This window comes from Pseudomonas sp. TSRC2-2, assembly GCF_049897785.1.
In the GTDB taxonomy this organism is placed as follows: Bacteria; Pseudomonadota; Gammaproteobacteria; order Pseudomonadales; family Pseudomonadaceae; genus Aquipseudomonas.
In genome coordinates, this window is record NZ_JAFCWZ010000002.1 from 163,046 (window position 1) to 183,039 (window position 19,994).

The window sequence follows — 19,994 nt, forward strand, 5'->3', positions numbered from 1 at the left end:
ATTCAACGTAGCCACCTAGAAAGGGAACAGCGGGCTGAGGAAGAAACGGTCGAACCAGCCTGGCTGACTCGTATCGGCAAACGCGCCGGTACCCGAGTAGGTGATGCGCGCATCGGCGACACGGGTCGACGACACGGTGTTGTCGGTCGCGATGTCATCGGCGCGGACCATGCCGGCGATGCGCACCAGTTCGTCACCGGTGTTGAGCGTCAGCCACTTCTCGCCACGCACCGCAATAATGCCGTTGGGCAGCACGTCGGCCACGGTCACGGTGATCGAACCGGTCAGGCTGTTGCTCTGCCCGGACTTGGCGTCACCCTTGGTCGAACGGTCGGCGCTGTAGCCGGCGTTCAGGCTCAGGTCGCCGCCACCGATCGGGTTGTTGGTGGTCAGGCTGGAGCCGAACAACGAGGTCAGACCGATGCTGTTGTCGCTGTTCTTGTCCATCTGGGAGTTGGCATTCTTGCTCGCCTGGGTGCGCTCGTTGAGGGTGATGGTGATGATGTCACCGACCCGGAACGCCTTGCGGTCGCTGTACAGGTTCTGCTCGAAACCGGCCTGATAGATCGATCCGTTGTTGGCGGCAGCCGGCAACGGTGTGCGCGGCAACACCGGGGCGTAATACGGGTCATTGGGCTTGGGCGTCGGAGCGACGCAGCCCGCGAGCGAGACGACCCCACTCAATGCCAGAACAGATACAAAGCGATTCATGACCCTACCTCACGGTGTTGCTGGCGACCTCAGGCCGCCCCAAAGACTGGATTACAGATTCTGCGTTACGAACGAGAGCATCTGGTCGGCGGTGGAGATCACCTTGGAGTTCATCTCGTAGGCGCGCTGAGTGGTGATCATGTTGACCATCTCTTCAACGGTGCTGACGTTGGACGTTTCCAGGGTGTTCTGCAGCGTGGTACCAAAACCGTTCAGGCCCGGAGTGCCGATCTGCGGCGCGCCGGAAGCAGCGGTTTCCAGGAACAGGTTGTTGCCCACGGCTTGCAGGCCGGCCGGGTTGATGAAGTCGGCGGTCTGCAGGTTGCCGATCACTTGCGAGGCCGGGTTGCCGGCGATGGTGATCGACACGGTGCCGTCACGGCCAACGGTGAAGGTCTGCGCGTCGTTCGGGATGATGATCGCCGGTTCCAGAGCGAAACCGCTGGCGTTGACGATCTGGCCATTGGAGTCGAGGTGGAAAGTACCGTCACGGGTGTAGGACGTGGTGCCGTCCGGCTGCAGGATCTGGAAGAAACCGCGACCGTCGATGGCCATGTCCAGCGGCTGCTCGGTGGTTTGCAGGCTGCCGGCGGTGAAGTTTTTCTGCGTGCCGACAATGCGCACACCGGTACCCACTTGCAGACCCGACGGCAGTTCGCTGTCCTGGGTCGATTGGGCGCCTGGCTGACGCTTGATCTGATACAGCAGGTCCTGGAACTCGGCACGGTCGCGTTTGAAACCCGTGGTCGAGACGTTCGCCAGGTTGTTGGAAATGGTGGTCAGGTTAGTGTCCTGGGCGGACAGACCGGTTTTGGCAACCCATAGAGCCGGAAGCATTCGATTCTCCTCGTGCGCCTGTTTTACGGCGCGACGTTCTGATAATTAGCTGATCTGCAAGACCCGAGCCATGGCCTGGTCATCGTCTTTGGCGGTGTTCATCATCTTGACGTGCAACTCGAACTGCTTGGCCAGGGCCAGCACCGAGGTCATCTCTTCCACGGCGTTGACGTTGCTCGACTCGAGGAAACCCGAGACCAGTTTGACGTTGGCGTCGGCTTGCGCCGGCTGGCCGTCCTTGGTGTAAATCGAACCGTCGAGGCCTTTGTTCATGTTCTTGATGTCCGGGTTGACCAGTTTGATCCGGTCGACTTCGGCCATGACACGCGGGCCTTCGCCCATCGCGCGAATGCTGATGGTGCCGTCTTCGCCGACTTCGACCTGCTGCTCGGGCGGCACGGCGATCGGGCCGCCGTTACCGATGACGGGCATGCCGTTGCCGGCACGCAGTACGCCGAGGGCGTCGATGTTCAGGCTGCCGGTGCGCACGTAGCTCTCGCCACCGTTGGGGTTTTGCACGGCGATGAAACCGTTGCCTGATACTGCGACGTCGAGTTCACGCCCGGTCTGCACCAGCGAGCCCGGCGTGAAGTCGGTGGCAGGACGTTCGCTCATGGCAAACGCGCGCGCCGGAAAGCTGTCACCAAACACCGGCATCGAACGCGCCTGCTCAAGGTCGCGCTGGAAGCCGTTGGTGGAAATGTTCGCCAGGTTGTTGGCATGCGCCCGCTGCGCCAGTGCGTTCTGGCTGGCGCCGGTCATTGCCACATAAAGGTACTTGTCCACACTGTTTCCTCTGCATGCCGGACGTTTGCCGCCCACCGCTGTACTGCTCAGCCATAAGCAATTTGCAGACCAACTTTTTATTGGCAGGCGAAGGCCCGGTAAACAAAGGGCTTTAGCGAATTACGAAGGGAATTTGAAATGTGCAGAAGACGAAAAACCGGCGGTGTCATGCCGCTTCGCGGCAAGAGATCAAAAGATCGCAGCGTTCCGCAGCTCCTACAGGAAACCGCGTTCCAAATGTAGGAGCTGCCGAAGGCTGCGATCTTTTGATCTTAAGCTCCGCTGTCTTTACCCACCTCATACTCACGCAACTTGTTGGCAATGGTCGTGTGCGAAACACCCAGCCGCTTGCCCAGTTGCCGACTGCTCGGATGCTCGGAATACAACCTTTCCAGCACCGCTTTCTCGAAGCGCCCGACGATCTCGTCGAGATTTCCGTCCAGGGAAAAATCGCCAAGCGGCTGACGCACGCCGTAATCCGGCAGGCGGATATGTTCAGCCTTGACCTTCCCACCGTCGCACAAGGAAACCGCCTGGAACAGCACGTTCTCCAGTTGCCGCACATTGCCCGGCCAGTGGTAATGGCTGAGACGATCCATCGCCGCCGGGGCCAGTTTCGGCAGCGGACAGCCGATCTGCCGACTGGCCTGATCGAGGAAATGTTCGACCAGCGGCGTCAAACCGTCGAGGCATTCGCGCAGCGGCGGAATGTGCAGCGACAGCACGTTCAAGCGGTGATAAAGATCCTGACGAAACTCGCCCCGCGCGCATAGTTCGGACAAGTCCACCTGGGTGGCGCAGATCACCCGCACGTCGAGATAGACCTCTTCATCACTGCCGACGCGACGGAAGCAACCGTCCTGAAGAAAGCGCAGCAGCTTGACCTGCAAGCGCGGGCTCATCTCGCCGACGCCGTCGAGAAACAACGTACCGCCAGCGGTCAACTCCAGCAGACCGAGCTTGCCTTCGGCCCGCGCACCTTCGAACGCGCCGGGGCCGTAGCCGAACAATTCGGTCTCGGCCATCGACTCCGGCAGCCCCGCGCAGTTGAGCGCCATCAGCGGTGACTGGCCACGCGGACTGGCGAGGTGGCAGGCGCGCGCGAGCAGTTCCTTGCCGGTGCCGGTTTCGCCTTCTATTAATAGCGGCGCATCCAGCGGCGCCATGCGTCGTGCCTCGCGGACCACGGCGGCCATGATTTTTGAGCTTTGGAAGATGCTGTCGAAGCCGCGCAACTCTTGCTTGCGCACATTATAGATACGCTCGCCGACGCGGTCGGCGCGGTGCAGCGTCAACACTGCGCCGGCCATGGCTTCGCTGTCGTCGTGCTCCGATTGCAGCGGCGCGATGTCGGCGAGAAAGATGTCGCCCTTGACCTTGACGCGCATGCCGTTGATTCGAGACTTGTTGGCGCGCACCAGTTCCGGCAAATCGAAATCCTCGGCGTACCGCGACAGCGCAATCCCCGGCACCTCGTCGACGCGCACTCCAAGCAACTGCGCCGCCGCACGGTTGGCCGCGACGATCGAGCCGCCCATGTCGATCGACAGCACCGGAAACTCCAGTGCACCGAGCAACGCGTTCAACTCCATGTGCCGACGCTCGCTAGGCATGAGGCCGACGCGCTTGACACCGAAGACCCCACCAATTGCCTCGAACTTGGGGCGCAACGCCTGGAACTGGATGTTGATCAGGTTCGGGCAATGCAGATAGATCGCATTGCCGTGCTCACCGCCAACCTCGCCGCGCGCAACGTTGATGCCGTACGCGACCAGCAGATTGAGAATGTCGCGCAGGATGCCGATGCGGTTCTGGCAATGGACTTTGATGCGCATAGAAAAAGGCCCGATAGAAAATGAAGTGCCATGCACGCACCGCTGTGGGAGCGGGCTTGCTCGCGAAGAGTCCCTGTCAGTCGACATTTATGCAACTGACCCACCGCATTCGCGAGCAAGCCCGCTCCCCAAGGGATAATGCCGGGCCGAATGGTGTGCGCTGCCGAGGCTTTTCTGCCAAGGCACGCAGATAATTGTCAAGATTATGTGACAGCTCCCGCGCTTTTCAAACCCGCTAATCGCCGCAAATGCGCATTACCCGACAAAGCGTAACGATAACTTTACGAAAGTCGCCGAATTTTCCTACGTGCACGCGCTTAAACATGCTGCACGCCCCGCCACTCTCCGGTATTCCTTTTCCCATCGCTGGATATAACAAAAACCAAATCCCTTAGCAGGAGAGCAGCATGAAGCAGACGCAATACGTGGCTCGCGAGCCCGATGCGCAAGGTTTTATCGACTACCCCGCCGAAGAACATGCGGTGTGGAACACGCTGATCACTCGCCAGTTGAAGGTGATTGAAGGTCGCGCGTGCCAGGAATACCTGGACGGTATCGAAAAACTCGGTCTGCCCCACGACCGTATCCCGCAACTGGCCGAGATCAACAAAGTCCTCGGCGAGACCACGGGCTGGCAGGTCGCCCGGGTGCCGGCGCTGATTCCCTTCCAGACCTTTTTCGAATTGCTCGCCAGCAAGCAATTTCCTGTCGCGACGTTCATCCGTACCCGCGAAGAACTCGACTATCTGCAAGAGCCAGACATTTTTCACGAGATCTTCGGCCACTGCCCGTTGTTGACCAACCCGTACTTCGCTGAATTCACCCACACCTACGGCAAGCTTGGCCTGCAAGCGACCAAGGAAGAACGCGTGTACCTGGCGCGGCTGTACTGGATGACCATCGAATTCGGCCTGGTCGACACCCCGCAAGGCAAGCGCATCTACGGCGGCGGGATTCTGTCCTCGCCGAAAGAAACCGTTTACTGCCTGTCGGACGAGCCCGAGCATCAGCTCTTCGATCCGCTGGAAGCCATGCGCACGCCGTATCGCATCGACATTCTGCAACCGCTTTACTTTGTCCTGCCCAACCTCAAGCGCCTGTTCGATGTGGCCCATGAAGACATCATGGCCATGGTCCGCCAGGGCATGCAGTTGGGCTTGCACGCGCCGAAATTTCCGCCGAAACCCAAAGCCGCCTGAACCGCGACTTTTGCTGACAATTGCGTCTGTGCGTCGCCGCCACTTTGCTTTAGCGTGACGGCATTGACGGCCTATGCGCTTTAATAAAAAACACACTCGTATTCAGGAATACACCATGTCGACTTTGAACCAAGCCCACTGCGAAGCCTGCCGCGCCGATGCGCCACAAGTCAGCGACGAAGAGCTGCCGATCCTGATCAAGCAAATCCCTGACTGGAACATCGAAGTACGCGATGGCGTCATGCAGCTCGAGAAAATTTTCCTGTTCAAGAACTTCAAACATGCCCTGGCCTTCACCAATGCCGTGGGTGAGATCTCCGAGGCCGAAGGTCATCACCCGGGCCTGCTGACCGAGTGGGGCAAAGTCACCGTGACCTGGTGGAGCCACTCGATCAAAGGCTTGCACCGCAACGACTTCATCATGGCGGCGCGCACTGACGAAGTGGCCAAGACCGCAGAAGGACGCAAGTAATGCACTTCGACGCCATCGGCCGGGTCCCCGGCGACCCCATCCTCGGGTTGATGGAGGCCTATGCGCAGGATGCCAATCCGCGCAAGTTCGACCTCGGCGTTGGCGTCTACAAGGACGCTCAGGGCCTGACGCCGATCCCCGAAGCGGTGAAAATCGCCGAAGCGCGGCTGGTCGAAAGCCAGGACACCAAGACTTACATCGGCGGCCACGGCAATCCGCTGTTCGCCAAGGTCATCAATGAGCTGGTGCTCGGTGCCGACTCACCACTGATCGCCGAACAACGCGCCGGCGCCACGCAGACGCCGGGCGGCACCGGTGCCTTGCGCCTGGCGGCTGATTTCATCGCCCAGTGCCTGCCAGGCAAAGGCGTATGGCTGAGCAACCCGACCTGGCCGATCCACGAAACCATTTTCGCCGCCGCCAAGGTCAAGGTCAGCCACTACCCGTACGTGGGCAGTGATAACCGCCTCGACGTCGAAGCGATGCTCGCCGTGCTCAGGGAAGTGCCGAAGGGCGACGTGGTGCTGCTGCATGCGTGCTGCCACAACCCGACCGGTTTTGACCTGAGCCATGACGACTGGAAGCGCGTGCTTGACGTCGTACGCAGCCGCGATCTGTTACCGCTGATCGACTTCGCTTATCAGGGGTTTGGTGATGGGCTGGAACAGGATGCATGGTCGACTCGCCTCTACGCAGCCGAAGTGCCGGAGCTGCTGATCACCAGTTCCTGCTCGAAGAATTTCGGGCTGTACCGCGACCGCACCGGCGCGCTGATCGTCTGCACGAAAAGCGCTGAAAAACTCATCGACATCCGCAGCCAACTGGCCAACATCGCCCGCAACCTGTGGTCGACGCCGCCGGATCACGGCGCGGCGGTGGTCGCGACCATCCTCGCCGATCCAGAGCTGAAGGCGCGCTGGGCCGATGAAGTGGAAGCCATGCGCTTGCGGATCGCGCAGCTGCGCAGCGGTCTGGTCGAGGCGCTGGAACCGCATGGTCTACGCGAGCGTTTTGCGCACATTGGCGTGCAACGCGGGATGTTCTCCTACACCGGCCTGTTGCCGGAGCAGGTGAAGAATCTGCGCGAGCGGCACAGCGTGTACATGGTCAGCTCCGGCCGGGCCAACGTCGCCGGCATCGACGCCACCCGCCTCGCATCGCTGGCTGACGCCATCGCTGACGTCTGCAAGTAGTCAGACACTGCAATAACCTGTGAATGATCGTTCCCACGCTCTGCGTGGGAACGATCAATAACACCGCGCTCTCTCGCCCTGCGGCCATCTGTCGCATTATTTTCAATTAAAAGTCTGATTGTCATTTTTCCTGCTGTATCCTGCGCAGGCTTTGTAAAAGCGCGGAGCACCTGATCTATCAACAGACTTAGCGAGGAGCGCAACCATGCACGAGATTCCCAATCTCCCCTTCCCAAGCCTGCACGTACCTGAGCAGACGACCCCGCAACACGCCGGCGCCGATAAGCCCGAGCCGCAAGAAGCCGCTGACAGCCGCAAAGCCGACAGCGAAGCGTAAGACCCGCCGTACAGACCGTGTGGAAAGCGCTAACATGCGCTTTCCACACTGCCTGAAACCCGAGCCCGCCATGACCGACGAATTTTCTGAAAGCCAAGCTGCCGTGCTGATCGGCGCCACCGAGAAAATGATCGACATCTGGAATCGCCTCTCGCCCGAGAAACAGGCTGCCCTGCTCGAACGTTTCGGCAGCGAAGAAAACGCCCTCGCCGCCCTGGTCACCACGCAACTGGTCGCTCCGGCGAAATCCTGAAAGCGCCGCCCGGCAAATAGTTTTACTTTTCCCCGCCCCTGAACGGTTCACGCCGGTATCATGAGCAGCCTATCTAATCTGCTGCTCCCGTGGATCGTTACCCATGTCGTCCTCTATACCCGAACCCCAGCGCCCACTGGCGGTTACGCTGCAAGTCGTTTCCATCGTCCTTTTCACCTTTATCGGTTACCTGAACATCGGCATACCCTTGGCGGTGTTGCCCGGTTACGTGCACAGCGACCTCGGATTTGGCGCGGTGATCGCCGGGCTGGTGATCAGCGTGCAATACCTCGCCACCCTGCTCAGCCGCCCGTATGCCGGCAAGATCATTGACAACCAGGGCAGCAAACGCGCGGTGATGATTGGCCTCGCTGGTTGTGGCTTGAGCGGTGTGTTCATGCTGATTTCGGCGTGGACGCCGAACCTGCCGCTGCTGAGCCTGATCAGCCTGTTGATCGGCCGTCTGGTATTGGGCAGCGCGGAAAGCCTGGTCGGCTCCGGCTCGATTGGCTGGGGCATCGGTCGTGTGGGTGCGGCGAATACCGCCAAGGTGATTTCCTGGAACGGCATCGCCAGTTACGGTGCCCTGGCGATCGGCGCGCCGTTCGGCGTCTGGCTGGTGAGCCGACTGGGCTTGTGGAGCATGGGCGTGAGCATCATCCTCCTCGCCCTGCTAGGCCTCGCGCTGGCATGGCCGAAAACCGCCGCGCCGATCGTCGCCGGCGAACGCCTGCCGTTCATGCATGTGCTCGGCAAAGTCTTCCCGCATGGCTGCGGGCTGGCGCTGGGCTCGATCGGTTTTGGCACCATCGCGACTTTCATCACCCTGTATTACGCGACCCGGCATTGGGATAACGCCGTGCTGTGCCTGAGCCTGTTCGGTGCCAGTTTCATTGGCGCGCGGCTGCTGTTCGGCAACCTGATCAACCGCCTCGGCGGTTTCCGCGTGGCGATTGCCTGCCTGACGGTCGAAACGTTGGGGTTGCTGCTGTTGTGGATCGCACCGGATGCGCACTGGGCATTGGCCGGCGCGGCACTGAGCGGCTTTGGTTTTTCGCTGGTATTCCCGGCATTGGGCGTGGAGGCGGTGAATCTGGTGCCAGCCTCGAGCCGGGGCGCAGCGGTCGGTGCTTACTCGCTGTTCATCGATTTGTCGCTGGGCATCACCGGTCCATTGGCCGGGGCAATTGCCGCCGGGTTCGGTTTCGCTTCGATCTTTCTGTTCGCCGCCTTCGCCGCGTTGAGCGGGCTCGGTTTAAGCATTTATCTGTACAAGCACACGACAAAATACCGCGAGGTTTAAAAATCCACCTTGCCGCGCCCAGCCTTGATGCTGCCGCGCTTGGTTTTCGACTCCAGCCGACGCTTTTTCGAACCGAGGGTCGGTTTGGTCGGGCGGCGTTTCTTTTCGACTTTGGTGGCGCTGAGAATCAGCTCGACCAGCCGCTCCAGCGCATCGGCGCGGTTGGCTTCCTGGGTTCGGTATTGCTGAGCCTTGATGATCAGCACGCCGTCGCTGGTGATGCGACTGTCACGCAGTGCCAGCAGGCGTTCCTTGTAGAACTCAGGCAGGGATGAGTTGGGAATGTCGAAGCGCAGGTGCATGGCGCTGGAAACCTTGTTGACGTTCTGCCCACCCGCGCCTTGCGCACGGATGGCCGTCAACTCGATCTCGGCATCCGGCAGATGCACGTTGTTGGAAATCACCAGCATGGAAAAGCATCCGTAATCAGAGGGTACAGGATACCGCGAAACCGATACCAAGCCTGAGCGGGAACCATAGTAGACCTGATTGACGAAGGCCTGAGCGCACGATAGCGCCGTCCGGCAGGCACAAACCTGCTTTTCAGAAGCGCCCTACAGAACTCCTCAAATCCCTGTTATAGAATTTCAGGTCGACTAAAGGAGTGTCAAAAATGGCCAACCACGGATATATGTCCATCACAGGTAAAACTCAGGGGTTAATTTCAGCGGGCTGCTCAAGTGCAGACTCTGTTGGCAATAAATATCAGGCAGGACATACAGACGAAGTTATGGTGCTGTCTTACAGCCACAACATGGCCAATATAGGAAACATTGACAAGCCGACACACAGCCCTCTCATCATAACTAAAAACATCGACAAATCTTCACCACTTCTCGCTCAAGCACTGTCAACCAGAGAAAAAATAGACTGTACGATTAACTTTTATCGCGTGTCCTCGTTTGGCATACAGGAAAAATTTTATTCCATCTCGATTACTGGCGGTGTTATTGCCGATCTGACGCTTGAGATGCCTCACTCGATCTTGCAAAACGATGCAGAGCCGCAGGAACACCTGGCTATTCGCTACAGGGAGATCACTTGGGTGCACCACTCAGCTGGAACCAGCGGCCACAGCACCTGGGGAAACGAGACATGAAACCGATAAGTGAATGCAAACCCGGTAGTTGCGATTATTGGCTTGTCAGCGAAGCTGCAAGAAGACTTGGAAGCCAAGCCTGCACACTGGGTGCCAGGTACATCAAGGACGGCACGCTACGTTTGCAATTTGGCCGAGAGGTTTCTTACTACGCCAAAAGCATTGTTGATGCGGTTGCGCAAGGTGAAAAAAGTCCCGAGCAGGCTCTGAATGATCTCAAGAACGAACAGAGCAGCCTTTTAAGCCAGTCAATGGAGATTGCTCAAAAAGGTGTTGGAGTAATCGCTGGAGCATTTCAGTTCGCAGCAGGGGCTGGAATTTGCTACGGTTCAGCCGGAACGTTGTGCTTACTGGCAGGCGCGCCCATGATGGCCCATGGCGGAAACAACATGTATGAAAACGGAAAAAACCTATGGGAAGACCGTAAAGACACAGAGGGGCCCATTAGAAAGGGGTACCAAGAAGTCGCAAAAATGATGGGCAGTGGGCAGCTTGAAGGAAATATGGCATACGGAGCCGTTGACTTGGGACTTTCCGTATATGGAATCCGAAGAATGGTATTAAAACCCGATGCATGGCGCCTATTTAAATATGTTAAAACGGATTACATCCGATCATATAAAATAGCTGGTAAAAAGACACTTACCCTCGAGGGAATCAGTGACAGCCTCACGGGAAGATCCATGTATAGAGAGTACAAAGAAAAACAAGAAAACAAAATCAACCTATGAATAATTTATTTATTTCAGCTTCATACTTTACGCTTTCGATGCTATTTTTTTTAGCTTCTTATTTCCTATCCAGGTACTTTTCTGGAAAAAAATTTAGATGGAAATGGTTTTATATTTTACTTATCTCAGCTTTCTTTTTTGGCTCCTTCCATATGAGCACAGTCAAATATGGATACGACATCCTTTTTCCTACATTAAAACCAATACTTAAGGGCAATCAGATGGTAGGCTGGATCTCGTTTGTAAGCATCTTTCTTCATACATGCTGCATTCCGACCCAAGATGAACCAAGACGCTGGTTTTCACGAAAATAATATACAACTACACAATCTCGTCGATCATATTGCGAAATAGTCGCCACCAGTGACAATCCATACCAAGAGCCCAAGCCCCGCCAGAAACACAGTCCCTCTCATCGAACCAGCCGCAGCGCTCCCACAGAATCTGATTTCACTTGAGAGCCACACTTCCAAACAACAAACCCGGCACTTGGCCGGGTTTGTTGTCTCTGCATCTTGTTTACTTCGCGGCCGAACCCGCCGCGTTCAACGCGGGCTGAGCATTGCGCTTGTTCTTGATCACGTAGCAGACCCACATGAATACGACCCACACCGGAATCGCGTACACCGAGATCTGAATCCCCGGAATCAGCAGCATCACGCCGAGGATGAACACCACAAACGCCAGGCAGACGAAGTTGCCGTACGGGTACCACAGCGCCTTGAACAGTGGCGTTTGTCTGGTCTGGTTCATGTGCTGGCGGAACTTGAAGTGCGAGAAGCTGATCATCGCCCAGTTGATCACCAGTGTCGCAACCACCAGCGACATCAGCAGTTCCAGCGCATGTTGCGGGATCAGGTAGTTGAGCAGCACCGCGACCAGGGTCACCGCTGCCGACGCGAGGATCGAACGCACCGGCACGCCGCGCTTGTCGATCTTCGCCAGGCCTTTCGGTGCATCGCCCTGCTCGGCCATGCCCAGCAACATGCGGCTGTTGCAGTAGGTGCCGCTGTTGTAAACCGACAACGCGGCGGTCAGCACGACGAAGTTGAGGATGTGTGCGGCGGTGTTGCTGCCGAGCATCGAGAACACTTGCACGAACGGGCTGCCGCTGTAGGAATCGCCCGACGCGTTAAGGGTTTCCAGCAGGCTGTCCCACGGAGTCAGGGACAGCAGGATCACCAGCGCACCGATGTAGAAAATCAGGATACGGTAGATCACCTGGTTGATCGCTTTCGGGATCACGGTTTTCGGCTTGTCGGCTTCCGCTGCGGTGAAACCGAGCATTTCCAGACCGCCGAAGGAGAACATGATGATCGCCATGGCCATGACCAGACCGCTCACCCCGTTGGGGAAGAAACCGCCGTGCGACCACAGGTTGCTCACCGAAGCCTGCGGGCCGCCATGGCCGCTGACCAGCAGGTAGCTGCCCAAGGCAATCATGCCGACGATGGCCACGACCTTGATGATCGCGAACCAGAATTCAGCTTCACCGAAAACTTTGACGTTGGCCAGGTTGATCGCGTTGATCAGTACGAAGAAGGCCGCAGCGGAGACCCAGGTCGGGATGTCCGGCGCCCAGTAATGGATGTACTTGCCGACCGCTGTCAGCTCGGACATGCCCACCAGAATGTACAGAATCCAGCAGTTCCAGCCGGAAAGGAAACCGGCGAAACCGCCCCAATACTTGTGCGCGAAGTGGCTGAAGGAGCCGGCCACCGGCTCTTCAACGATCATTTCACCCAACTGGCGCATGATCATGAAGGCGATGAAGCCGCAGATGGCATAGCCGAGGATCATCGACGGGCCGGCGGATTTCAGCACCCCGGCAGAACCGAGGAACAATCCGGTACCGATCGCACCACCGAGGGCGATCAGTTGAATATGGCGATTTTTCAGGCCGCGCTTAAGCTCGCCTGATTGCGAGGGTTGTCCACTCATGAAAAAGGTCTCACGCAAGGTTTGATGATGTTCAGTAGACGTTGCTGCAAGGTTGCGATTTCAGGCAGCCCCGATCAAACCCCAGCGCAGGCACCAGGAGTTCAGCTCATTTACAACGGTCATGCGTCACCTGTTTGTTTTTATCTGTGACGAAATCGAACCCGGCACGCTTGTGGCGCGGCGGAGTGAGCAAGGCGGATAGCCTCGGGATTTTTGCGATTACGCAGAGGGTCACAGTTAAAACGCGGCGCATTGTACACCGCTAACCCCCTGCTGCCAGACCCGCCTGATCAGCGTGTCGGTTGCCGGGATTGCGCGTGTCCGCCTCGACAGTCTCGAGCGGCTGCAAAATGTGAGTCAGGCCTTTGCAGGCCATCGACGGGGACGAGGAGAAAACCGTCCCACGGGGAGAAGTGGAAATCAGTCGCGGCGTTCATTGCGCCTCCTTCTTGTTATGGGCCTGCACGACAGGCATACCGCGCATCACACCTTGCCTGATCCTCGGAAACAAGCGCGCCAGAGCCTTGCCTGGCGACCGGTATGGCTGGTTTCGGAAGCTTTTCCTTACAGCCAGGTGGCATGGAAGAAATCACCCAGTCAGCTGCGCCATTTCGTCAGTTTTTTTTTACAACCTGTAACGTAAACTTTCCGAATCAGTAATTTCTGAAGGACGTCTGCCTATCGGCGGGAGCGGGCTTGCTCGGGAAGAGGACGGCCACAGAGAAAAAAAACCACTTTCACCAGACGAAAAAAAACGCCAATCCCAAGATTGGCGTTTCTGCTTCAGCTTGCAGCTAGAACTTGCAGCTCAAGGCTGCCTCATTCAGGCTTCTTGCGACCAAACCCTGGGCGCTGACCGGAGCCGGCCGGGGCGCCGCGGCGTTTGCCCGAGGGCTTGTCGCCGTCGACCAGTTTGATGCCCGGACGCTTCGGCGCCGGTTTGGCCGGACGCTTGTTGTTGGTGTCGGCTGGACGATCCGCTACCGGCGTACCGCGACCGGCAGGAGCGCCGCGTTCGCCACGCTCGGTACGTCCATTGGCCGGACGCGGGGCGCGCTCGCCGTCACGGGCAACCGGCTTGCGACCTGGACGCTCGCCTTCGATCTGCGGCTCACGGCCCGGGCGTGGCCCGGTCGGTGCACCAGCGGCAGGACGCAGGGTGCGCACGCGCTCGGTCTTGGCCATCGGCCGCGACGATTTACGCTGCATGCGTTCCAGTTTGTCCTTGCTCTTGGCGTTCAGCTGCGGCATTGCCACTGGCGTCAGGCCGACTTCGGCGCTGAGCACGTCGACTTCGTACTGGCTCATTTCGCGCCAGCGGCCCATCGGCAGGTCGGAGTTGAGGAACACCGGACCGAAACGCACGCGCTTCAAACGGCTGACCACCAGGCCCTGCGATTCCCACAGACGACGAACCTCACGGTTACGCCCTTCCATGACCACGCAGTGGTACCAGTGGTTGAAGCCTTCGCCACCCGGCGCCTGCTGAATGTCGGTGAAACGCGCCGGGCCGTCTTCCAGCACCACGCCGGCCTTCAGGCGTTCGATCATTTCGTCATCGACTTCACCGCGTACCCGCACGGCGTACTCGCGGTCCATCTCGTAGGATGGGTGCATCAGGCGGTTGGCCAATTCACCGTCGGTGGTGAACATCAGCAGACCGGTGGTGTTGATGTCGAGACGGCCGATGTTGATCCAGCGGCCTTCTTTCGGACGCGGCAGCTTGTCGAACACGGTGGGACGGCCTTCCGGGTCGTCACGGGTGCAGATTTCGCCGTCGGGCTTGTTGTACATGATCACGCGGCGCACCGATTCGGCAGCCTCTTCGCGCTTGATCACCTTGCCATCGATGGTGATGGCGTCGTGCATGTCGACACGCAGGCCGAGGGTGGCGTCTTTACCATTGACCTTGATGCGGCCCTGGCTGATCCAGGCTTCGACGTCACGGCGCGAGCCGACGCCGATACGGGCGAGGACTTTCTGCAGCTTTTCGCCTGCTGGGCCGATTTCCTGGTCGTCTTTCTGATTGATGTCACTCATCTGGGCACCTCCCGGTGTGGTCTGTTCAGGCGGCGCCTGAAGCAATGGAATCTGGTATTCGGCCGAAGGGATCGGCGAAGGGTCGCGAATCATACGCGGATGTGCGCCGTCGCGCATCAGAGACTAGCTGATCGATTGCCGGTTATTTCTTTTTCCGCCGACCGGCACCGCCGAGTTTGATCAGGCGCAACGCGGCTTGCGCCAGCACGGTGCGCTTGTCGTCCTTGTCGAGTTTCTTCCAGGCCTTGATCTCGCGTTTGCTGCGGCCACAGCCGAGGCAGATGTCGTCGGAGAATTTGCAGAGGCTGATGCAGGGGTCTTTCGTTGAACTCATCATCCTCTCCAGCTTTTACGTGGAAATGTGGGAGCGGGCTTGCTCGCGAATGCGGTGTATCCGACGTGACTGCATGCCCTGACACAACGCATTCGCGAGCAAGCCCGCTCCCACAGGGTCTGGGTCAGTCGTCGAACTCACGCCGTTCGGCTTCGATCGCTTCGGCCAATGCGCGAGCCTCGGCTTCTTCTTCGCTGAGTTCCGGCTGTTCGAGGGCGGCAACGGCGGCCAAGAGTTTCTCGCGGGCTTCGGCGACACCGAGAATGTCTTCTTCCGGTTCGGCATCAGGCGCGGCTTCATGTTCAACTTCAACAGTCGGCTCGATAATCTCAGGCTCAGAGACCGGCGCTGCGCCATCCACCGCATCACGCAGCAAGTCGTCGAAGTCGGTTTTGATGCCCTCTTCCATGCTGTCCAGCTCCAGCAGCAACGAATGGAAACTGGTTTCTTCCTTCTCCTCCTCCGGCTCGGCACTGGCATCGGCCAGTTCCTGCAGACTCTGCGGCACCGGCGCATCGTCGAAGTCGAGCACCGGTTCGGCTTCCATTTCGCGCAGTTCGGCCAGCGGCGGCAGGTCTTCGAGATTTTTCAGGTTGAAGTGATCGAGAAACGCCTTGGTCGTGGCGAACATAGCCGGTTTGCCCGGCACGTCGCGGTAACCCACCACGCGAATCCACTCACGTTCGAGCAAAGTCTTGACGATGTTGCTGTTGACCGCGACGCCACGCACGTCTTCGATTTCGCCACGGGTGATCGGCTGGCGATAGGCGATCAATGCGATGGTTTCCAGCAACGCGCGGGAATAGCGCTGCGGGCGCTCTTCCCAGAGACGGCCGACCCACGGTGAAAACTTCTCGCGGATCTGCAAGCGATAGCCCGACGAGACTTCCTTGAGCTCGAAGGCACGGCCCTCGCAGGACTTGCCGAGCAGCGTCAGGGCTTTCTTGAAGACCGCCGGCTCCGGCCGCTCGCCTTCTTCGAACAGTTCAAACAGGCGCTCAAGTGATTGCGGCTTTCCCGAGGCCAACAGAAAGGCTTCAAGCAGGGGCGCCAGCTCGCGGGGTTCAGTCAGGTTCATACAGGGACTCGTTATTCGGCTCGGGCTCGCACGTGGATCGCGGCGAACGGCTCATTCTGCACCAGCTCGACCAAGGATTCCTTGACCAGTTCAAGGATCGCCATAAAGGTCACCACTACACCCAGGCGCCCCTCTTCGGCGGTGAACAGCTCGACAAACGGCACGAAACCGCCGCCCTTGAGCCGTTCCAGCACATCGCTCATGCGCTCGCGGGTGGACAGCGCTTCGCGGCTGACCTGGTGACTTTCGAACATGTCGCCACGGCGCAACACTTCGGCCATGCACATCAGAATCTCTTCCAGCGCCACGTCGGGCAACAGCTTGCGCGCCCGCGCCTCCGGGGCATCGAGCTTGGGCACGATCACATCGCGACCGACCCGACTCAGGCCGTCGATGCCTTCAGCAGCAGCCTTGAAACGCTCGTATTCCTGCAAGCGACGGATCAGTTCGGCGCGCGGGTCGTCTTCCTCGTCTTCGACGGTTTCGGCGCGCGGCAGGAGCATGCGCGATTTGATCTCGGCGAGCATCGCCGCCATCACCAGATATTCAGCGGCCAGTTCCAGACGCACCGACTGCATCAACTCGACGTAGCCCATGTACTGGCGGGTGATTTCTGCCACCGGAATGTCGAGGATATTGATGTTCTGTTTGCGGATCAGGTACAGCAGCAGGTCGAGCGGGCCTTCGAAGGCTTCAAGGAAGACTTCCAGCGCATCCGGCGGGATGTACAGGTCCAGCGGCATCTCCATGACCGCCTGGCCATAGACCATGGCAAACGGCAGTTCCTGCTGGGCGCCGGCCTGGGGATCGACCACGGTTTCCACTGCCGACATTCAGGCCTCGACCATGAACGGCGTCGGATCGCCGCAACCGACGCGGACCACTTCCGGGTCGTCGCCGGTCAGGTCAATCACCGTCGAGGCCTTGATACCGCCAAAACCGCCATCGATGATCAGATCGACCTGGTGCTCAAGCAACTGGCGCATTTCATACGGATCGCTCAGTGGATCTTCGTCGCCGGGCATGATCAGCGTCACGCTCATCAGCGGCTCGCCGAGTTCGGCCAGCAGCGCCAGGGCGATCGGATGGCTCGGCACGCGCAGGCCGATGGTGCGTTTCTTCGGATGCAGCAACAGGCGCGGCACTTCGCGGGTGGCGTTGAGGATAAAGGTGTAAGGACCCGGCAGGTGCGCCTTGAGGATACGGAAGGTGCCAGTGTCGATCTTGGCGTAATTGCCCAGCTGCGACAGGTCGCTGCAGATCAGCGCGAAGTTGTGCTTTTCATCGAGCTGACGCAGACGGCGCACGCGCTCGATGGCGGTTTTGTCGCCGATCTGGCAACCGATGGCGTAGGACGAGTCCGTGGGATAAATCACCACCCCACCCTTGCGGATGATCTCGACTGCCTGTTTGATCAGGCGCGCTTGCGGGTTTTCCGGATGTATCTGGAAAAATTGACTCACGTTCTCTACCTGTTCAGACGGCGGCAATATCTGTGTCATGTTTGAACCGACACCACAGGGGTGGAAGGTCCTCGGGAACCGGCCGGTACTGGCCGATCTCGGACCAGCCGCCAGGGCCATGGAAGTCACTGCCGGCGCTGACCAGCAGACCGAACTCACGGGCAAGGATCGCCAGGCTGCCCACCTGTTCTGCGGGCTGATGGCCATTGACCACCTCGATAGCATGCCCGCCTGCTTGAATATAGTCGGCAATCAGCTTACGGCGCTTGCTACGGGTGAAATCGTAGTGCCAGGGATGCGCCAGGCTGACCCAGGCACCGGCGGCGCGCAGGGTGCCGACGGTGTCTTCCAGGGTCGGCCAGTGCAGCTTGACGTCGCCGAGCTTGCCGGCGCCGAGCCATTTGCGAAACGCCTCGGCGCGATCCTTTACATAACCTTCACGCACCATCCAGTCAGCGAAATGCGGCCGGGCCGGCGCGTTGCCGCTGTCGCCCAGTTCCTGCTGGAGCTGCCGGGCGCCGTCGAGGGCACCGGGCATGCCCTTGAGGGCGAGCTTGCGGCTTATTTCTTCCGACCGCAGCCAGCGGCCATCGTGCAATTTAGCGATCGCTTCGACCAACGGCGCGGCGTTGACGTCGAAACCGTAGCCCAATACATGAATGGTCGCACCGCCCCAGGTGCAGGACAATTCGACGCCGTTGACCAGTTGCATGCCCAACTCGGTGGCGGCAGAACGCGCTTCGGCGAGCCCCTCAAGAGTGTCGTGGTCGGTCAACGCCAGGACCCGCACGCCGTTTTCGAATGCACGCGCAACCAGAACCGCAGGCGCCAGGGCGCCGTCGGAGGCCGTGCTGTGGCAGTGCAAATCAACATTCACGGGGAGTTGTAACCTCAAATCAGCTGGCGCTATCGCGCGCCCATATGTTTGTTATTATGCCGCCACATCCAGCTTCTGGCTCTCACTGTGAAACAATTCATCGATTTCATCCCGCTTCTGCTGTTCTTCATCGTTTACAAACTTGATCCGCGGGTCGTCGACATTGCCGGCCAGCAAGTGACCGTAGGCGGTATTTACAGCGCCACGGCGATGCTGATCATCAGCTCGCTGGTGGTGTACGGCGCGCTGTTCATCAAGCAGCGCAAGCTGGAAAAGAGCCAATGGCTGACGCTGATCGCCTGTCTGGTATTCGGTAGCCTGACGCTGGCATTCCACAGCGAAACCTTCCTGAAATGGAAGGCGCCGGTGGTCAACTGGCTGTTCGCCGCGGCCTTCATCGGCAGCCACTTCATCGGTGACCGCCTGCTGATCAAACGCATCATGGGCCATGCGCTGACCCTGCCGGACCCGGTCTGGACCCGCCTGAACATCGCCTGGATCGGCTTCTTCCTGTTCTGCGGCGCCGCCAACCTGTTCGTCGCCTTCACCTTCCAGAGCATCTGGGTCGACTTCAAGGTGTTCGGCAGCCTGGGCATGACCGTACTGTTCCTGGTTGCACAGGGCATCTACTTGTCGCGCCATTTGCATGACACCGATACCACAACGCCAAAAACCGAGGACTGACATGCTCTACGCCATCATCGCCACCGACGTTGCCAACTCGCTCGAAGCTCGCTTGTCCGCGCGCCCGGCGCACCTGGAACGCCTGCAAGCGCTCAAGGGCGAAGGCCGCATCGTGCTGGCCGGTCCGCACCCGGCCGTCGACAGCAATGATCCGGGCGCAGCGGGTTTCACCGGCAGCCTGATCGTCGCCGAATTCGATTCCCTGAGCGCCGCTCAAGCCTGGGCCGACGCCGATCCGTACATCGCAGCCGGCGTCTATGCCAATGTGATCGTCAAGCCGTTCAAGCAAGTCCTGCCTTAAGCCCTGCCACGCGATGAACCTTCTCGGTTCATCGCGCTCTCAATCGCTCATTATTCTCGTTTGCCTGCCGACAACCTGCCCAATATCCATTTGGAAACAGGTGTCGCGATGCGCAAGGGTCCGTTGTGTCTGATGTTGCTCACGTTGTCGATCATGGCGCCCGCCCATGGTGAGGAAACCAGCGAAGGCAGCAGCTCCACGCCATTGTCGCTGAGCGCCGGCAGCCAGATCACCGAACTGCAACAGCGGCTCAAGGCCAGTGAACAGCAGCGTGAAGAACTGAACAAACAACTGCAAAATGCCGACAACGCGCGTGAAAGCACCCAGCTCGCCCGGTTGCGCCAGGAGAACCAGCGCCTGAAGCTGCAACTCAAGGAAGCCCAGGCCAGCCCGTTGCCGCGTTTGCTGACCGATCAACAGCAGTGGTTCGTCACCGGCGCCGGGGTAGCGCTATTGGCGCTGCTCTGCGGTATCTTTGCCAGTGGTGCAAGCCGAAAACGTCGGCAATGGCTAAATTGAG

The 19,994-nt window shown here is 59.2% G+C and carries 23 protein-coding genes; 11 read left to right on the forward strand and 12 right to left on the reverse strand.

Annotated elements, in window-relative coordinates; all coding sequences use genetic code 11:
* Positions 1 to 15: 15 nt before the first annotated feature.
* The 4 genes from flgH to ACP7D9_RS03770 all read right to left on the reverse strand — a co-directional run bounded on the left by flgH (position 16) and on the right by ACP7D9_RS03770 (position 4,169).
* Positions 16 to 711, reverse strand: coding sequence for a flagellar basal body L-ring protein FlgH (flgH, locus tag ACP7D9_RS03755; protein WP_042558188.1), 696 nt, complete (start codon positions 709 to 711; stop codon positions 16 to 18).
* A gap of 51 nt (positions 712 to 762) precedes the next feature.
* Complete coding sequence (gene flgG / locus ACP7D9_RS03760) at positions 763 to 1,548, reverse strand: flagellar basal-body rod protein FlgG (RefSeq protein WP_016771111.1); 786 nt, start codon at positions 1,546 to 1,548, stop codon at positions 763 to 765.
* Positions 1,549 to 1,593: 45 nt separating this feature from the next.
* Complete coding sequence (locus ACP7D9_RS03765) at positions 1,594 to 2,334, reverse strand: flagellar basal body rod protein FlgF (RefSeq protein WP_039761110.1); 741 nt, start codon at positions 2,332 to 2,334, stop codon at positions 1,594 to 1,596.
* Between the two features lie 272 nt (positions 2,335 to 2,606).
* Positions 2,607 to 4,169, reverse strand: coding sequence for a sigma-54-dependent transcriptional regulator (locus ACP7D9_RS03770; RefSeq protein WP_426155747.1), 1,563 nt, complete (start codon positions 4,167 to 4,169; stop codon positions 2,607 to 2,609).
* Positions 4,170 to 4,576: 407 nt separating this feature from the next.
* Here ACP7D9_RS03770 and phhA point away from each other — a divergent pair, with 407 nt between their 5' ends.
* From phhA to ACP7D9_RS03800, 6 genes are all read left to right on the forward strand, one after another.
* On the forward strand, positions 4,577 to 5,368 hold the full coding sequence (phhA, locus tag ACP7D9_RS03775; RefSeq protein WP_016771114.1) for a phenylalanine 4-monooxygenase: 792 nt from the start codon (positions 4,577 to 4,579) through the stop codon (positions 5,366 to 5,368).
* A 115-nt stretch (positions 5,369 to 5,483) separates the two neighbouring features.
* The gene (locus tag ACP7D9_RS03780) at positions 5,484 to 5,840 is read left to right on the forward strand and encodes a 4a-hydroxytetrahydrobiopterin dehydratase (RefSeq protein ID WP_101158619.1); all 357 of its coding nucleotides are present in this window, start codon (positions 5,484 to 5,486) and stop codon (positions 5,838 to 5,840) included.
* Positions 5,840 to 7,033, forward strand: coding sequence for an amino acid aminotransferase (locus ACP7D9_RS03785; protein WP_426155750.1), 1,194 nt, complete (start codon positions 5,840 to 5,842; stop codon positions 7,031 to 7,033). The genes ACP7D9_RS03780 and ACP7D9_RS03785 overlap by 1 nt, the downstream gene beginning before the upstream one ends.
* Before the next feature lie 205 nt (positions 7,034 to 7,238).
* On the forward strand, positions 7,239 to 7,370 hold the full coding sequence (locus ACP7D9_RS03790) for a hypothetical protein (protein ID WP_256589790.1): 132 nt from the start codon (positions 7,239 to 7,241) through the stop codon (positions 7,368 to 7,370).
* 70 nt (positions 7,371 to 7,440) lie between these two features.
* Positions 7,441 to 7,623, forward strand: coding sequence for a hypothetical protein (locus ACP7D9_RS03795; RefSeq protein ID WP_101158746.1), 183 nt, complete (start codon positions 7,441 to 7,443; stop codon positions 7,621 to 7,623).
* Positions 7,624 to 7,726: 103 nt separating this feature from the next.
* The gene (locus ACP7D9_RS03800; RefSeq protein WP_101158618.1) at positions 7,727 to 8,926 is read left to right on the forward strand and encodes an MFS transporter; all 1,200 of its coding nucleotides are present in this window, start codon (positions 7,727 to 7,729) and stop codon (positions 8,924 to 8,926) included.
* On the opposite strand, the gene arfB is transcribed toward ACP7D9_RS03800, so the two are convergent.
* Complete coding sequence (gene arfB / locus ACP7D9_RS03805; RefSeq protein ID WP_016771119.1) at positions 8,923 to 9,336, reverse strand: alternative ribosome rescue aminoacyl-tRNA hydrolase ArfB; 414 nt, start codon at positions 9,334 to 9,336, stop codon at positions 8,923 to 8,925. The genes ACP7D9_RS03800 and arfB overlap by 4 nt on opposite strands.
* 203 nt (positions 9,337 to 9,539) lie before the next feature.
* On the opposite strand from arfB, the gene ACP7D9_RS03810 reads away from it, so the two are divergent.
* A complete protein-coding gene (locus tag ACP7D9_RS03810) occupies positions 9,540 to 10,025 on the forward strand; it encodes an Hcp family type VI secretion system effector (RefSeq protein ID WP_101158617.1) in 486 nt (161 codons plus the stop codon).
* Positions 10,022 to 10,756 (forward strand): DUF4225 domain-containing protein, encoded by a 735-nt coding sequence (locus tag ACP7D9_RS03815; RefSeq protein ID WP_426155753.1) that lies wholly within the window; start codon positions 10,022 to 10,024, stop codon positions 10,754 to 10,756. Before ACP7D9_RS03810 ends, ACP7D9_RS03815 begins: the two co-directional genes overlap by 4 nt.
* A 519-nt stretch (positions 10,757 to 11,275) precedes the next feature.
* Here ACP7D9_RS03815 and ACP7D9_RS03820 read toward each other — a convergent pair.
* From ACP7D9_RS03820 to ACP7D9_RS03850, 7 genes are all read right to left on the reverse strand, one after another.
* Complete coding sequence (locus ACP7D9_RS03820) at positions 11,276 to 12,697, reverse strand: amino acid permease (RefSeq protein WP_101158615.1); 1,422 nt, start codon at positions 12,695 to 12,697, stop codon at positions 11,276 to 11,278.
* A gap of 819 nt (positions 12,698 to 13,516) precedes the next feature.
* Positions 13,517 to 14,737, reverse strand: a complete 1,221-nt coding sequence (gene rluB, locus ACP7D9_RS03825; RefSeq protein WP_312996657.1) for a 23S rRNA pseudouridine(2605) synthase RluB — start codon at positions 14,735 to 14,737, stop codon at positions 13,517 to 13,519.
* Between the two features lie 142 nt (positions 14,738 to 14,879).
* Positions 14,880 to 15,071 (reverse strand): DUF1289 domain-containing protein, encoded by a 192-nt coding sequence (locus tag ACP7D9_RS03830; RefSeq protein WP_101158614.1) that lies wholly within the window; start codon positions 15,069 to 15,071, stop codon positions 14,880 to 14,882.
* A 124-nt stretch (positions 15,072 to 15,195) separates the two neighbouring features.
* Entirely contained in the window at positions 15,196 to 16,149 is a 954-nt protein-coding gene (scpB, locus tag ACP7D9_RS03835; RefSeq protein WP_426155756.1) for an SMC-Scp complex subunit ScpB, read from the reverse strand.
* A gap of 11 nt (positions 16,150 to 16,160) precedes the next feature.
* A complete protein-coding gene (locus tag ACP7D9_RS03840) occupies positions 16,161 to 16,859 on the reverse strand; it encodes a segregation and condensation protein A (protein ID WP_172828192.1) in 699 nt (232 codons plus the stop codon).
* A 123-nt stretch (positions 16,860 to 16,982) separates the two neighbouring features.
* On the reverse strand, positions 16,983 to 17,612 hold the full coding sequence (locus ACP7D9_RS03845) for an L-threonylcarbamoyladenylate synthase (protein WP_016771124.1): 630 nt from the start codon (positions 17,610 to 17,612) through the stop codon (positions 16,983 to 16,985).
* A gap of 13 nt (positions 17,613 to 17,625) precedes the next feature.
* Positions 17,626 to 18,489: a PHP domain-containing protein gene (locus tag ACP7D9_RS03850; RefSeq protein ID WP_312996649.1), complete on the reverse strand. Its 864-nt coding sequence runs from the start codon at positions 18,487 to 18,489 to the stop codon at positions 17,626 to 17,628.
* 87 nt (positions 18,490 to 18,576) lie between these two features.
* Here ACP7D9_RS03850 and ACP7D9_RS03855 point away from each other — a divergent pair, with 87 nt between their 5' ends.
* The 3 genes from ACP7D9_RS03855 to ACP7D9_RS03865 all read left to right on the forward strand — a co-directional run bounded on the left by ACP7D9_RS03855 (position 18,577) and on the right by ACP7D9_RS03865 (position 19,993).
* Positions 18,577 to 19,173, forward strand: coding sequence for a septation protein A (locus ACP7D9_RS03855; RefSeq protein ID WP_101158611.1), 597 nt, complete (start codon positions 18,577 to 18,579; stop codon positions 19,171 to 19,173).
* Position 19,174: 1 nt separating this feature from the next.
* Positions 19,175 to 19,474, forward strand: a complete 300-nt coding sequence (locus tag ACP7D9_RS03860; protein WP_016771127.1) for a YciI family protein — start codon at positions 19,175 to 19,177, stop codon at positions 19,472 to 19,474.
* Between the two features lie 108 nt (positions 19,475 to 19,582).
* The gene (locus ACP7D9_RS03865; protein WP_426155759.1) at positions 19,583 to 19,993 is read left to right on the forward strand and encodes a translation initiation factor 2; all 411 of its coding nucleotides are present in this window, start codon (positions 19,583 to 19,585) and stop codon (positions 19,991 to 19,993) included.
* Position 19,994: the final 1 nt, after the last annotated feature.

Bases quoted from the DNA above. Each gene is read 5' to 3' on its own strand.
- flgH (WP_042558188.1), bottom strand. From the start codon at position 711: ATGAATCGCTTTGTATCTGTTCTGGCATTGAGTGGGGTCGTCTCGCTC.
- flgG (WP_016771111.1), bottom strand. From the start codon at position 1,548: ATGCTTCCGGCTCTATGGGTTGCCAAAACCGGTCTGTCCGCCCAGGAC.
- ACP7D9_RS03770 (WP_426155747.1), bottom strand. From the start codon at position 4,169: ATGCGCATCAAAGTCCATTGCCAGAACCGCATCGGCATCCTGCGCGAC.
- phhA (WP_016771114.1), top strand. From the start codon at position 4,577: ATGAAGCAGACGCAATACGTGGCTCGCGAGCCCGATGCGCAAGGTTTT.
- ACP7D9_RS03780 (WP_101158619.1), top strand. From the start codon at position 5,484: ATGTCGACTTTGAACCAAGCCCACTGCGAAGCCTGCCGCGCCGATGCG.
- ACP7D9_RS03785 (WP_426155750.1), top strand. From the start codon at position 5,840: ATGCACTTCGACGCCATCGGCCGGGTCCCCGGCGACCCCATCCTCGGG.
- ACP7D9_RS03790 (WP_256589790.1), top strand. From the start codon at position 7,239: ATGCACGAGATTCCCAATCTCCCCTTCCCAAGCCTGCACGTACCTGAG.
- ACP7D9_RS03795 (WP_101158746.1), top strand. From the start codon at position 7,441: ATGACCGACGAATTTTCTGAAAGCCAAGCTGCCGTGCTGATCGGCGCC.
- ACP7D9_RS03800 (WP_101158618.1), top strand. From the start codon at position 7,727: ATGTCGTCCTCTATACCCGAACCCCAGCGCCCACTGGCGGTTACGCTG.
- arfB (WP_016771119.1), bottom strand. From the start codon at position 9,336: ATGCTGGTGATTTCCAACAACGTGCATCTGCCGGATGCCGAGATCGAG.
- ACP7D9_RS03810 (WP_101158617.1), top strand. From the start codon at position 9,540: ATGGCCAACCACGGATATATGTCCATCACAGGTAAAACTCAGGGGTTA.
- ACP7D9_RS03815 (WP_426155753.1), top strand. From the start codon at position 10,022: ATGAAACCGATAAGTGAATGCAAACCCGGTAGTTGCGATTATTGGCTT.
- ACP7D9_RS03820 (WP_101158615.1), bottom strand. From the start codon at position 12,697: ATGAGTGGACAACCCTCGCAATCAGGCGAGCTTAAGCGCGGCCTGAAA.
- rluB (WP_312996657.1), bottom strand. From the start codon at position 14,737: ATGAGTGACATCAATCAGAAAGACGACCAGGAAATCGGCCCAGCAGGC.
- ACP7D9_RS03830 (WP_101158614.1), bottom strand. From the start codon at position 15,071: ATGAGTTCAACGAAAGACCCCTGCATCAGCCTCTGCAAATTCTCCGAC.
- scpB (WP_426155756.1), bottom strand. From the start codon at position 16,149: ATGAACCTGACTGAACCCCGCGAGCTGGCGCCCCTGCTTGAAGCCTTT.
- ACP7D9_RS03860 (WP_016771127.1), top strand. From the start codon at position 19,175: ATGCTCTACGCCATCATCGCCACCGACGTTGCCAACTCGCTCGAAGCT.
- ACP7D9_RS03865 (WP_426155759.1), top strand. From the start codon at position 19,583: ATGCGCAAGGGTCCGTTGTGTCTGATGTTGCTCACGTTGTCGATCATG.